Genomic DNA, 13,102 nt, shown 5'->3' on the forward strand with positions numbered 1-13,102 from the left:
GCAAGACCGCGTGGTTTTAATCCGGATCAGTAATGTCTTCTATCCAGGTCAAGGCCGCGACGGCCGTGGGAAACCCGGTGGTAGGAATGGCCAGCATGGCCACCTGCTTGAGCTCCTCGGCACTGATGCCCTCTTTCAAGGCACGACGAACGTGGGAGTGGACGGCCCCTTCGGAGCGCGAACCAATGGCCAGCGAGAGTTTCACCAGGCGCCGGCTACGTTCATCGAGCGGCCCGGATTCGGCACAGGCCTTGCCCAGCGAGGCATAGGCATCCCAGATATCCGGGTACTGGTTGGCCACATCTCCGGCGCCGGAAGGTAGATCGTGTTTGCTCATAGCGTAATACCCTAACGATAACGTGTATGAGACCACAGTATAGAAATAGGCCGCTTAAATACTACCCATCCAACGCAAAGGCAACGGCGCCAAAGAGGTATGCAATGACCATTGACGCTATACGCCCGCCTGATACCTGGATCAATCGAGGTTTTTCCAGAAAGGGAATGGCGTGTCTTCCTGTAAATGCCGCAACTCCGGTTGATGGGTTTGCGCAATCTGCGTTACCCGCTTTACACCCTCTTCCAGCAGATGCACCTCTATCTGCCGGCGGTCGTCGCGCCCTCGCCGCCGCTCGACCAGCCCCAGCTGCTCGCAGCGGTCAATCAAGGCCACGACACCGTGATGCTTGGCTTGAAGACGCTCGGCAAGCTCACCTACGGTTGCCCAGTCTCTTTGCGGAAAACCGCGCAGATGCAGCAGCAGTTGATACTGCAGGGCCGTCAATCCATGACGACGGCATATATCTTCACTGTGGCGCAGAAAGCAGCGCAGCCGGTAACGAAATTGCGACAGCTGTTCGAAGTCGCTTTTATCAAGGGAGGATTGCTGGCTCATGCTTTCAATTCTCTTTGTCAGAGGCTGATCGGTCACTTGGGTAGTAGACAGGGGTTCTTTTGAAAAAACAACATCACGCCATGATACATATAGGCATCATGCCCATAGCCATCGAGTTTATCTCTACAGCAGGAGTCTGAAATGAATGCACTGACGTTATTCAAGCTGCCGTTCAGCCACCGTGCCGGTTGGAAAGAGCTTCAAGCGTCCTCCCCTTCCATTGCTTTACTCGCGTGGTTCGTGGTCTTGCCCATGGCGCTCTTGCCACCTGTCATGCTCTATTTTGCAGGCACCCATTATGGGGATGCGTTCATGGCCGGTTTTGCCGATCGGGAGTGGCGCTTCATCACCACGGTCATCTTTCTTGCGGAGCTGGTAAGCTTCTTTGTCCTGGGATGGGTAATACACGCAGTCGTCAACGGTACCGAAGCGCTATCCATCCGCTATCAGGATGCCTATCTACTGGCAGCCCTTGCCCCACTGCCGCTGTTCGTATCGTCGCTGGTACTGCTGATACCCAGTTTATGGGTCAACGTTGGGGTCATACTCGCGGCGCTGGGCGTTTCCTGCAGCATGCTTTACCACGGGTTACAGGCCCTTTGTACCCACAAGGCATTTGATATGGTTACCATTTCAGTTACCTACACCATCATGGCGGCATGCGCTCTGGGATGGGGGGTCCTGTTTGCGCTTATCTGGGCTTACTGAATACCAACACTGCACCTACGTTTGCCGAGACATGCAATGCTGTCTAGTCTGTGAAGAGTCATGAACGATGCAATCGCACTGGTCATGTCTATCGCAGTACCCAAATCATAAGGAGAGTGGCGCTATGTCCAGCCCGGAACATAAGCAGAAGATCTGGAAGATGATCAAGGATATCAAAGTCGGCATGCTGGTCACCATGGACCACGACACGCCCCGCGCGCGGCCCATGCATCTGGTGCAGGAAGAGTACGACGGCACGCTATGGTTCTACACCCGCCGCAGCGCCGAAAAGGTGTTTGAAACCGAAAGTGATCATGACGTGTGCCTGAGCTTCTCCGACCAGGATGATGGCGTGTACGTTTCGCTTTCCGGCAAGGCCAACTTGAACGATGACCGCGAGCTGATTCACAAGTACTGGAATCCCTTCGTGGCCGCCTGGTTCCCGGAAGGCAAGGACGACCCGGACGTCACGCTTCTGGAAATCAAGGTCGAGATGGGCGAGCACTGGAAATCCAAGGAGAGCAAGACCTACCAGCTCTACGAGATTGCCAAGGCCAACCTCAAGAAAGATGCCACCCCGGATCTTGGTGAAAATGAAAAATTCGGTGGTTGATTCATTCGTAAAGCGCCCTGTTCACCGGGCGCTTTTTCGTTGCCTGGCCCTGGTGCTGCTCGGCGCTGGCCCGGCGTGGGCCTCCGAATCCGGTGAGTGCGAGCCCACGGAACAGCAGCAGGCGATGCTCGACCTGGTCAACGAGGCGCGACGCGAAGCCCGCCAGTGCGGCGAGCAATCCTTTGATTCGGTAGCGCCGCTTACCTGGAGTTGCAAGCTGCACGAGGCCGCCAAGGCGCACTCTGAAGATATGGCCGAGAAGGAATACTTCAGCCATACAAGCCCCGAAGGCGTGGGGATCGAGCAGCGCGTGGAAACCCAAGGCTATACGTGGCGCGCCGTGGGTGAAAACATCGCCGCCGGCCACCCGTCAGCCGCCGGCGCGGTGGAGGGCTGGCTACAAAGCCCCGGCCACTGCAGCAATATCATGAACAGCGCCTTTACCCAGATGGGCATGGCGAAAGCCGATAACCCCCAAACGCGCTACAACCACTACTGGACCCAGGCCCTGGGCCAGCCCCGCTAACGCCCCACTCCTACCGGCTTGATGGCATCCGCTATTGAGCCGGTGTCAAATCGCCATAGTGCACCGCCGTTACCGCGTTCTTGGGTGAACCATCCACCAGCTTGGTGCTGTAGGTCAGGTACACGAACGTCTCGGTTTCAGCATCGTGCATGCGCACCACGCGCATGTTCTTGAACAGCATCGAGCGGCGCTGGGTGAAGATCACTTCCTGCTCGTTAACCTCTGCCGGGTCAAAGATGATCTCGCCGGTTTGCCGGCAGGCCACGCTCGCCTCGCTGGCTTCCTCGGCAAGCCCTACGGCCCCTGAAAGACCGCCAATCTGGGAGTAGGAAATATAGCAGGAGATTCCCTGCACCTTGGGGTCATCGAAGCGTTCCACTTCAATGGTGTTATTCGGCCCCAGCATGCGAAATTCCGTGCGCACGCTGCCGATATGGGCATCCTGGGCAAGCAGCGTGGCGGGCAGCAGCGCCAGCAGGGCGGCAAGCGAACCAACGGCAGCGCCTCGAGACAACAACGGGAGCTTGGGCATAAACGTGACTTCCTTGGGCGTTAATATGAAGGGGATGAGAGAGTATCAAGTTAGAAGCCCAACAGGGAAACGCGCCGGCAGTACGCCCGGCGCGTTATCAATCGATTCACGGCATGGCGGTATACGGCTACGTATTCAGTGAACGCGCAACCCTTCCGTCTGATACAGCAGATTGACCTCTACCACCCGCCCTTCCACCAGGTGGCAATACTGGCGCGTCTCGCCCGCTTCCTGACGCGTGCGCACTTCGCCGCCCTCCTGCTCACAGTAATTGACGGCGATCTGCTGCGCCTGTTCAGCGCCCGCGGTAGTGCCCTGGGTCGAACACCCGGCCAGTACCATCCCTATCAAGACCAACAGGCCATAACGAGCCATGCGCTTCTCCCTTTGTGTTAATGCGTTGAGCGGGTGGTTGGCAGCGCCGATAAGGCCTGCGCTCTGTTCACTATAGTCAACGTTTGCGCTTTCAAGCCATGGGCAAGACGGTCATCATCTGAGCGGCAATAAGGCACCTGCACGGTATTCACAACCTGCATAGATGCTATGCAGATATCGGCAATTAGTGAATGGCTCGCCAATGCTATAGTGGGCTCATTCACAACTGCCGAGTATTCTCCCGGAGTTTCTGTGCGCGCTATTTCCTATCTAATCCGCCCCGAAATCTTTACCGCTCACCCGGCGTACCGCCGGGGCGTGGTGGCTTTTTCGGGCCTGGACAACTCTCGACCCCATCCGCAATTGACGCAGCTACTTCGCGAGAGTGAGCAGCTCTTGCGAACCCGGATATCGGGCAATCCCGCCGATGTTCCAGAAATGGCAGCTTGGCGCGACGCTTACCGCCAGTTTGGTGCCAAGCCTTCCGAGCACCGCAGTTCCATCGAGGCTCTGGCTCGTCGCGTACTCAAGCCCAGCAACCTTCCAGACATCAACCCGCTCGTTGATATCGGCAACCTGCTTTCACTGCGTTACAGACTGCCAGCCGGGGTGCACCCTATCGGCGAAGACACTACTTCCATCGAATTGCGCGAAGCGAACGAGCATGACCGATTTCTGCCGAATGTCGGTGAAGAAACGGAAACCATTCCCCCTGGCGAAATCGTGCTCACCGAAGGCGCTCGCGTGCTGACTCGGCGCTGGACATGGCGACAGGCAGGCGATACCCGCACACTGCCTACTACCTCTACGGTATTTTTCAATATCGACGGGCTTCCCCCCACGAGCGAAGACCAGGTAACCGCCGCGATTGCGGATGCCATCGACCTGGTGGAACGCTATTGTGGCGGCACACGCGTTGGCCACGCCGTGCTCGACGCCACGCGCCCGAGCGCGGTGTTTCAGATTGATCAAGACATCTCATGAATCCTGCCTTCAAGAACCTGAGCATCTCTCAGCTCACCGCGCTGGTCACGATTCTGGAGGTGCGTAATTTAAGCCATGCAGCACGACGCCTGGGCACTAGCCAGTCTACCCTGAGCCGAAGCCTGACACAGTTTCGCAAGGCGCTGGGCGACCCCCTGATGGTGCGCCAGGGCCGCGAGTATGTACTGACCGAACGTGCGCTGGCACTGGTAGAGCCGATGCAGGCCGTGCTCGAACAGCTTCAGAGCATCACGGCTACGCCAGATTTTCTGCCACATGAGTGCCAGCGCCGTTTCACCATGGCAGGCTCTGACCATGTTGCCCAATACATACTGCCAAGCCTGCTTGAAGATCTGGCATCAATGGCACCCGGCGTGAGTATCGATTTCGTCTCCTGGCAGGCCAATCGCTTCGATTGGCTCGTCAGTGGCTCTGTCGACCTGATTACCAGCATGGTCGAAGACGCGCCTGACGATATCCATGGCCGGGTGATCGGCGAGGATGTCGCCGTTTGCTGCATGCGCGGGGATCACCCGCTGGCAGCTACTAAAAATCTGACTCTCGACCAGTTTCTGGGCTGGCCCCATATGAAGATCAGTGCTGGAGGAGACAAGGACAGCTTTGTCGATGCTTACCTGCACCACAAAGGCTTGGCGCGTGAATTGCGGCTGACAGTGCCCTATTACTCTGCCGCGATGACCGCCTTGCAGGGTAGCGATATGCTGCTGGTACTACCCGAGCACATTGCCCAGACCTGGACCGAGCAGGCAAATCTTACCTGGCGCCCGCTAACGTTTCTCGATCACCGATTCCGCTACTGGGTGGCGTGGCACAGGCGTACTCATACCTCACAGGAACAACAGTGGTTCCGCCACTTCGTCTACCAACATTGTCGAGGATCGCAGTTCCTGAGCCCCAGCGGCTTGGCCAACGACGCGTGACGCCAGGTGATTCAAGCTCGTCTGTGCCCTTTATGGCATCAATAAGCCCTTGCCCAACGTAAAGAGAACCCCATGTTAACGCTGGAACAATTTTCCGGATTCCTTGTAGCGGCGCTTCTTATCACCGCCACGCCTGGCCCTGACAACCTGATGGTGCTGGGCATGGGTATATCCAACGGACGCAGGCAAGGAATCGCCTTTGGCCTGGGCTGTGCGGCAGGCTGCTTGAGCCACACGCTCCTGGCCGTGGTCGGCGTCAGTGCGCTGATTGCAGCCTCTCCTACCGCCTTCACGCTGCTGAAAACCGTGGGCGGATTGTATCTGGTCTGGCTGGGGATCAACGCCTGGCGCAGCAGCGGTTCAGCAGGCGTGAAAACCGTGGGAACAGTGGAAAGCTCGTTGAGTAGCCTGTTTCTCAAAGGCTGCATCGCCAACGCGATCAATCCCAAGGTGGTGCTCTTCTTCCTATCCTTTCTCCCGCAATTCGTGGTCGCCACCCACGGTCAGGTTCCCATGCAGCTGGCGGCATTGGGCCTGACCTTCACCTTGCAGGCCGCCGTACTGTTCTCTTTGCTAGGCTACTTTTCCGGCGCCGTTGGTCAATGGCTTACCAGACAGCGTAAGGCCAGCGTAATCCTTGACCGCGTTACTGGCAGCATTTTCATGGGGCTGGGCTTGAGGTTAATAATTCCAGGTTGATGCCGCGTATGCACGGTAGTAGTGGGGGCATGATTGATTGGGGTGTTGAAGGTAAAGGCCCTGGCAGGAGTCTAAAATACACTATAAGCAAATGATCTTAAAAAACAATTTATTAAATTGTAAAGAGGCAATATACCACCTCGTATACCATCCCTCCTCACAACCCACTGACGACCCACTGACGACCTCACATTGGATATCATCGTGCTATTCGTGGCAAATATGGATTGCTTATAGTCAAAAGCGATATTTTAGAAAAAAACAATGTAACGAGCGCGTGCTTTCGAGCGTCCTAATTGCCAAATTGTTAGTTCAGTTCTGGACATGCTGCTTTCTGGCCAACTCTTGCTCATGAATCATTTTTTTTGCTTTTTCTAGATCACCTTTCGAAGGCTCGGGCAGGTCTTGAAACCATTCTCCCCACCGATTCATTAGTGCATTAATTGAGATCTCATCATAGCTGCCACGGTGAAGCTGACCATTTATAATAGGGGCAAGCTCGTTGGCCAGTGATTTGTTTTCCATGTGACGCTTGAAAACCCAAATATAGATGTCAACCAACTCCAAGCCAACACTATCTGTACCAGCGGTGCATGTGATTGGAATAGTAGGCATATGGGTTAAATTCATTTCAGGTAAGCCTGGGCCGATGGCCCAAGGGACATCACGAGCCTCATGATAAAAATTAGCTATATACTCCTGAGCAGCATTAAATTGTGATTGTCTATCAACAATCACCTTACTGGCCTTTGTTTTTGCTTTTCCCAAACGAGAAGCTATTCCATGCATGACGGATTGGAACCCAACAAGGTTCGGCGATATTTGCAAAGCATCTTTCTTAGTGTCTACGTTATAAGAAATAGCATCGACATTGCTGACCACCCAAGACAAGCCATCCGTTATTATTTCTTGAGATCTAGCATCAGGTATGTCACTGACTCGCTCCAAAATAGTTTCGCAAACTTCGATCAAAAGCTTTTGTGCTTTTTGATCGTTAGCACTTATTCGTGCGTCCCAAGCCATTTTTAAAGTTTTCTCATCAAAAAGATATGCAACTTTAATTAAAAGAACATATCTTAATGGCGTCCAATAGGCATTCCAAGGTACGGCAGGGTTCATGCCTTGATCGAATACTTGGTCAAAAAAACTGATTAAGGCATGGTCTGCCTTGGCAACTCGGTAGAGATCAAAACCAAGACCATACTTTTTCTTAATCTTATTGATCTCTTGAGCTATTTCGACTAAACGTCCATTCCCCAGATCAGCCGCATGCAGCCTTTCAACTCCAAGTCTTTTTCGGAGAGGCTTTAAATCTTGTTCGGCAAGCAAATCTAAATTTAATTTCGAACGTAAGACTCCATAATATAAAAAAGGCTGGGACTCATCGAACAGATTCAAACCTGTATGCCCACTTTCATCTATATAAAAATACACTTTACCCTCCTAGAAAATTATATAGCATTCAGCGGCTATTCCGCTACAATATTTTATCAGTCTTTTCTTTCTCAAAATTAATATTAAAACTTAACTCTCGTTCAACATTTTGAGAGAAGTCAATATATTCAAACCCTTCTTTTGACTTAACATGATTAAAGCAGTTCAAAAAATCTTCATAATCTTCTTCACTCAAAAAATCCCTACTGTCTTTATCAGAGAATGGGACAATAAAAATATACATATAGAATGTAAATCTAAACTCTCCAACTAAGTACGGTAGTTTTTTATTATTATTATTTCTTAAATACAAATTCAGCTCTGGTCGTTTAGTAAAAAAATCATAGCTATTTAAAACAGCTATTTTCGGCAAGGCAGTAGCCTCCTTTTCATCTTTAATCCATCTAATAGTTTCACAAAAGTGGCTTACATGCTCCGAACCAATAACGCTTAAAGAAAACTTACACAACGTCTTGTAAATATTTTGTATTTTTATTTTGTTCCCGGTTCTGAAGACTGTACTTTCAGGTGTACCACTCTTTTCTCCACTTATAGAATCACTAACAACTGCAATTGATAAATTGTTTTCATTACTTTGATAAAAATGGAAATCAATTCCTTTCATTTCCGGGACTTCATTTTTTTTGTTCTTTATTCCAAACATCGTCCTTGCTAAATCGTGATAATAGATAAAGTCTCTTTCGATATTCTCGTCGAAAAACTTATTACAGTTATCGCACTCCTCGTTTAGTATAAGCTTTTTATTTCCAAGAGCTTCCGATATCGCATGAGCCTCCTGTGTAAAACTGACATCTGAAATCCCGCGCTGACAGAACCTACAAATTCGTTTATTTTTTTGCCCTTCGCCAATCTTTATTTTTTTATCTTTATCCAAATCAAATGTTATAATTTCATAATTATCCAGTACATCACCAAAAAATTTCTGCAATTGCTCCTCGTTTAAGCTGCTTTTACGACCATTAAGAATGTCTAACTCTTCTTCTAAATTATATTTTTGTTTTGTATTAAGCTCTATCGGAGGCAAGATAAAAAACCATTCATCTTGTTCTAATTTTCCGAATCTTGCACCTAGCTTTTGAACTGAAGGCAATACACTTTTATATTTTTCAATAAATACTTTAAGTCTTGCTTGGAATAAAGTTGTGTACTTCTGTTTATAATCAACACTGACCTCTTGTTTATCGACATCAAATTTAGCATCAAATACATAAAGTAAGTCAGTAATAATCTCACTCTGCTCTGAGGTGTAGCCAATATCAAGAATCCCTCCTAGCTGGCTTGTTGAAAAAAATAAAATCCCGAAGTTATTCATCGTCTTCCCTTATAATATATATACTAATTCAGGTGCGCCTAGGGCGTCATCTAAAACAATTCTTTATGCACATTCATTTACTATTTCATCATTGCATTATAATGCTCAATATACCCACACTCATCAAATATCAACCTCAAACCGTCTTTAAACACTTCGTAGTCAAATTCTTTAATATCGAATATATTTTGACCAAGAGAATGCGACTCTCTATTCATATACCTATAAAATGCCTTGAACCTATCTGCTGATAAAGCAGGTTTTTGAAAGACATCATTAAAGTCTTTCTTTTGAACAAAGCTAAAGAAGTATTCAATAATATTCCGCATACAGTTTGCTATGAGTGCTGGAGGAGTAGATTCGTCCTTTATCATTGACCAATATGTCTGATAGTCATTTTGAATTTCTTCATATTTCATACTTACGATTGAGCTACCACTTGAATTTTTAATTATTCTGTAAAGATTCTGAGTTGCATTTCTTTTCTCTTTATTCGTATGGGTCAGTTCGTAGAAAAAATACAAACTATGTGTTAAAACAATAACTTGCTCGCATAAATTTGAGTTGAAAAATATCTTTTTAATAAGCTGTCCAATATTAAATATGTATAGGTGAGAGAGACTTGATATAGGATCATCGATCGCAACAACCTTTTTCTTTGGACTACTTTCAGCCGCTTTCTCACCTTTACAAAGCTCAATGAAATATAAAAAGCTTATTACAGTTTTCTCACCTTCACTTAATGAATGGAATGCATCTGAATCTGTATCACTTCTGGCAACCCTGTAGAGATTCTCTCCATATTTGACAACAGAGAATCCAACTACTCCTATTTCCAGAAGAGCGTTATTAATATTATCAATTGCCTCTTCAATATTTACTGTTTGTTTTCTGAAAGTGGAAATATTACGATTAGCGGTGCTTATCTCTACTACTTTATTTGATTGGTCTGTCATTATCCCAGACTCTTCTCTTTGAAGCTTGATTTTCTCAGCTTCATATGTTGATAGCGTTTGGTCATACTCCCAGCGCATAAGCCTCCAAAAGCGAGCTTTTATTTCATTCAAAGAATTACTTTTGTTTTCCAATTTATTATTATGAGAGACAATTAATGAATCCAATTTGCTTATAGCATCATTTATCTGAAATATAGCATTATCACTACTTTTTAGCTCTATTGGCGTACTTGGGTTATTTAATTTATTCTCTATTAAAAGTGTGTTTTCTATGTGTATTGACTTTAATTGCTCAACCGCTAATCTCCATTGCTTTGAGATTTCTGAAGTTGTCACTATTAAATCATCAATATTGCCAAAAACAAGCTCTTCAGCAGCTTCTTGATAGCTTGCTTTCAATTTTTTTAATGCTGCAACATCATTTTCATATGAAAGGTCAAAGACATTTTTAATCGAATTAAGTAGTTCTTGAGTTACTGTATTCTCTTGGCAGAATGGACACTCTGCTGCATTCTCATAAACTTCTTCAGGGATATAACCAAGACCAGTTCTTACCCAATCTATGTTGCCCAGCTTGTTAATGAACTCTGCTACACTACCCTCTTGACTTCCGACAATTATTTTCTCAAACAGATCATTTTTCTCTATATTGGAACCAGAAAAGCTAAACTCATTTAACCTAGGAATCCTGACTGCATTATCCCCTTGTATTGAAGACACCTCGTTTTTAAGTTTTTCTATAGTATCTTCAGGCTTTTGGGAAGGCAATGCAATGCTTTTTATATGATCGAAAAGTTTTTCAGTTCTCTTCAACCCATCTAGACAATACTCTAAAACACGATCACCACCAGAGTAATTTGTTTTTATCTTCCAAACATTGTTTGTGGCATTTTCTTTTTGACTATTAAGTCTAGCTTGTATATCAACTAGCTTTTCGTCAATGGTTTCCTTATCTTCTTCTAATTTCTCTAGCTTTGTTGTCTCTTGCTTAATTTTCTGCAAAATATTTTTATTTTCTTTAGATAATGTAAATATCCCCTTCAAACCATCTTCTTCAAAGAAGTAATCATTTAGAAACTGTTGATTATAGACCAGTATTTCGCATTCATATTTTTTATTAAGCCTACAGTCTTTGTACTCTTTCAGGCTAGGATTATATAAGTAATTGGAAATAGTACTTTTACCTGTTCCATTCAACCCATAAATTAGGCAAACCTTATTAACAGGCGATAATTTTGAAGATTTTTTGTAGCTTGTAACATTTTCTATATGCAATTCAGTAATCATATTTTTCCCTATGCTTTAGTTAGTATTGAGACTGACAGGATGCTAAGTAGCACATTACAGGTGTTAGACTACCAATCGTATGATTGGATGAACGTTTCGGTAAGCTTGTCAGGAAAATGCTCTCTGTAAATTCATCCAAACTTATAATATTTTTTAATATTGATTCCTTAATATTAAAGATTTGCATGCCTGTTGCATTTTTCTGCACGCCTAATTGGGGTCGGGGATGGTTGAACTTCGAGAGAGATGACTCACTTAAAAAGCAAAAATCGAAAAACATAGGTGCTTTTGTAATAAAGGAATGACATTGCTTCTCTGTACCACCAACGGTGACCGGTGAATCGCAAATCAATGGTTACAAGCTAATTAGTTCCATCGGGCACTACTTCCCTACTTCATTATATTTAAGCAGTATTCCTCATTTAACTAAGCCTGTACAACCCAATCATCTGATACTTTAGACCACTCTGCGCCGCCGCTCACTGGAACGCCTAGGCACTGACAGGCCTTCTCAAGAATACCTTTCTAAGCTATCGGCCAGCCGATGGCCTGGCTTTAGGCTCTTGCCCTCTCTTCGGCCTATTGAAAGTGCATAACCCTGCATGAATTCGCATGATTTTCATGCACCCAATTTCCACCAGCCAGCCCAGCAGCGGCGCGGCTTGGCGGTGGGCGCAGGGGTGCATAAAAACCACTACATTTAGCGCGCGGGCGGGGCGGGGTGTCGAGTGCGCGGCGTGGGTCGCGGCCGGTGTGGGGGTGGATGGTTGGCAACATCGCCGCATGAGGCCCTGTAGGCGCTCGCACAAGGCTGGCTCCCCTTCCGCCCTCCTCTCACTCGCCTAACACGACAACGCCCCGCACAAAGGCAGGGCGTTGGCCATACGCTTGAGAATGGATTGGTTAGGCTTGGGCGCTGTCCAAGTCGTCCAGGCTCGGTACATACTCCATTTGCGCTTCTAGTTCTTTCAACCGGCGGTTAAAGCCAATGGGCGATGGGTATTCACGTTCGTTTGCTTCGCAGGCGAGCAATGAAGGCAACTGTAAAACCCCTGGCGTGGGCACCGGTTTGGCTTTGGGCATGACGTCCATCAATAGTTTGCCCAATGCAGCATGTTGGCGGCGCTCAATCTCTTCGCTAGTCCACAGTCGACTAGCATTATCCATCAAGGGATCGATACTGCTCCCTGGCTGGCTTGAAACATCAATTCCTAGCCTCGCCATGTGAGCATAATCGTTGTAAGTCCCTTCATGAATGCGTTTGAACAGCCTTGGCAGCTCAGCGCTCAAGGCGACCATTTCCTCACTATTGCTAATATCCTTAAGACATTTCATCAACCTCTTGCGGGATGAAATTTCCGCAAGACGACCGATAGCTCCCTCCAACGGTTGTCGGGCCAAATGAGTCTGCATCTTGAGCCATTCCTGTTGCGGCTCAAGCAGCTCGATCATTTCCTGGGTCTGCTCGGCTTCAGACGTCAACTGGCCTTTTTGCTTAAGCTGGTCACGTACCGCCTTGCTCTGCTCCCCAAACCCTTTCACGAAATCTTGCCGCCAAGCATCCTTCGTTGTGTTCGTCTGGTGCTGTAGGGCGCCGAGCGTTTTCCGTAGCTTGGCCAACCTGCCAGCCACGTTTTCGAGCTTCGAGCGCCGGGCGAGGTAAGTGGCGCGTAGCTGCTCGATCTCCGTCTCCAGCTCGGTTTCAGTTTCACCGCTCACGGCAGCTTCGGGGGCTTTGAAGTGCTTGTTATCTGTTGCTTGCATGGTGCATTGCTCCTGCTCAGGTGCTTGGGTGGTGGCTGGTGTCTGCTCAGTCATG

At 48.0% G+C, this 13,102-nt stretch carries 14 protein-coding genes; 6 read left to right on the forward strand and 8 right to left on the reverse strand.

The window, feature by feature from the left end; genetic code table 11:
* Positions 1–16 precede the first annotated feature (16 nt).
* Both B0H98_RS01310 and B0H98_RS01315 read right to left on the reverse strand, forming a co-directional pair.
* Positions 17–337, reverse strand: a complete 321-nt coding sequence (locus B0H98_RS01310; protein WP_106373268.1) for a carboxymuconolactone decarboxylase family protein — start codon at positions 335–337, stop codon at positions 17–19.
* Positions 338–478: 141 nt separating this feature from the next.
* Positions 479–895 (reverse strand): MarR family winged helix-turn-helix transcriptional regulator, encoded by a 417-nt coding sequence (locus tag B0H98_RS01315; protein WP_106373269.1) that lies wholly within the window; start codon positions 893–895, stop codon positions 479–481.
* A gap of 141 nt (positions 896–1,036) precedes the next feature.
* Between B0H98_RS01315 and B0H98_RS01320 the strand changes: the two genes are divergently transcribed.
* From B0H98_RS01320 to B0H98_RS01330, 3 genes are all read left to right on the forward strand, one after another.
* Positions 1,037–1,603, forward strand: coding sequence for a YIP1 family protein (locus tag B0H98_RS01320; protein WP_106373270.1), 567 nt, complete (start codon positions 1,037–1,039; stop codon positions 1,601–1,603).
* 124 nt (positions 1,604–1,727) lie between these two features.
* The gene (locus tag B0H98_RS01325) at positions 1,728–2,216 is read left to right on the forward strand and encodes a pyridoxamine 5'-phosphate oxidase family protein (protein WP_106373271.1); all 489 of its coding nucleotides are present in this window, start codon (positions 1,728–1,730) and stop codon (positions 2,214–2,216) included.
* Complete coding sequence (locus B0H98_RS01330) at positions 2,209–2,742, forward strand: CAP domain-containing protein (RefSeq protein ID WP_106373272.1); 534 nt, start codon at positions 2,209–2,211, stop codon at positions 2,740–2,742. The genes B0H98_RS01325 and B0H98_RS01330 overlap by 8 nt, the downstream gene beginning before the upstream one ends.
* A 31-nt stretch (positions 2,743–2,773) precedes the next feature.
* Here B0H98_RS01330 and B0H98_RS01335 read toward each other — a convergent pair whose 3' ends face one another.
* Both B0H98_RS01335 and B0H98_RS01340 read right to left on the reverse strand, forming a co-directional pair.
* Complete coding sequence (locus B0H98_RS01335; RefSeq protein WP_106373273.1) at positions 2,774–3,274, reverse strand: CreA family protein; 501 nt, start codon at positions 3,272–3,274, stop codon at positions 2,774–2,776.
* A gap of 135 nt (positions 3,275–3,409) precedes the next feature.
* Entirely contained in the window at positions 3,410–3,649 is a 240-nt protein-coding gene (locus B0H98_RS01340) for a DUF333 domain-containing protein (RefSeq protein WP_106373274.1), read from the reverse strand.
* A 252-nt stretch (positions 3,650–3,901) separates the two neighbouring features.
* On the opposite strand from B0H98_RS01340, the gene B0H98_RS01345 reads away from it, so the two are divergent.
* From B0H98_RS01345 to B0H98_RS01355, 3 genes are all read left to right on the forward strand, one after another.
* Positions 3,902–4,633: a B3/B4 domain-containing protein gene (locus B0H98_RS01345; RefSeq protein ID WP_167392637.1), complete on the forward strand. Its 732-nt coding sequence runs from the start codon at positions 3,902–3,904 to the stop codon at positions 4,631–4,633.
* Positions 4,630–5,574 (forward strand): LysR family transcriptional regulator, encoded by a 945-nt coding sequence (locus B0H98_RS01350; protein ID WP_106373276.1) that lies wholly within the window; start codon positions 4,630–4,632, stop codon positions 5,572–5,574. Before B0H98_RS01345 ends, B0H98_RS01350 begins: the two co-directional genes overlap by 4 nt.
* Positions 5,575–5,646: 72 nt before the next feature.
* Positions 5,647–6,273, forward strand: coding sequence for a LysE family translocator (locus tag B0H98_RS01355; RefSeq protein ID WP_106373277.1), 627 nt, complete (start codon positions 5,647–5,649; stop codon positions 6,271–6,273).
* Positions 6,274–6,585: 312 nt separating this feature from the next.
* Here the strand turns inward: B0H98_RS01355 and B0H98_RS01360 are convergent, their stop codons facing one another.
* The 4 genes from B0H98_RS01360 to B0H98_RS01375 form a co-directional block, all read right to left on the reverse strand.
* Entirely contained in the window at positions 6,586–7,707 is a 1,122-nt protein-coding gene (locus B0H98_RS01360; RefSeq protein WP_106373278.1) for a DUF3800 domain-containing protein, read from the reverse strand.
* Positions 7,708–7,750: 43 nt separating this feature from the next.
* Positions 7,751–9,040, reverse strand: coding sequence for an HNH endonuclease (locus B0H98_RS01365; protein WP_106373279.1), 1,290 nt, complete (start codon positions 9,038–9,040; stop codon positions 7,751–7,753).
* 80 nt (positions 9,041–9,120) lie between these two features.
* Entirely contained in the window at positions 9,121–11,283 is a 2,163-nt protein-coding gene (locus tag B0H98_RS01370) for an AAA family ATPase (protein WP_106373280.1), read from the reverse strand.
* Between the two features lie 903 nt (positions 11,284–12,186).
* Positions 12,187–13,101, reverse strand: coding sequence for a hypothetical protein (locus B0H98_RS01375; RefSeq protein WP_106373281.1), 915 nt, complete (start codon positions 13,099–13,101; stop codon positions 12,187–12,189).
* Position 13,102: the final 1 nt, after the last annotated feature.

Source organism: Vreelandella songnenensis (assembly GCF_003002925.1).
Lineage (GTDB): Bacteria > Pseudomonadota > Gammaproteobacteria > Pseudomonadales > Halomonadaceae > Vreelandella > Vreelandella songnenensis.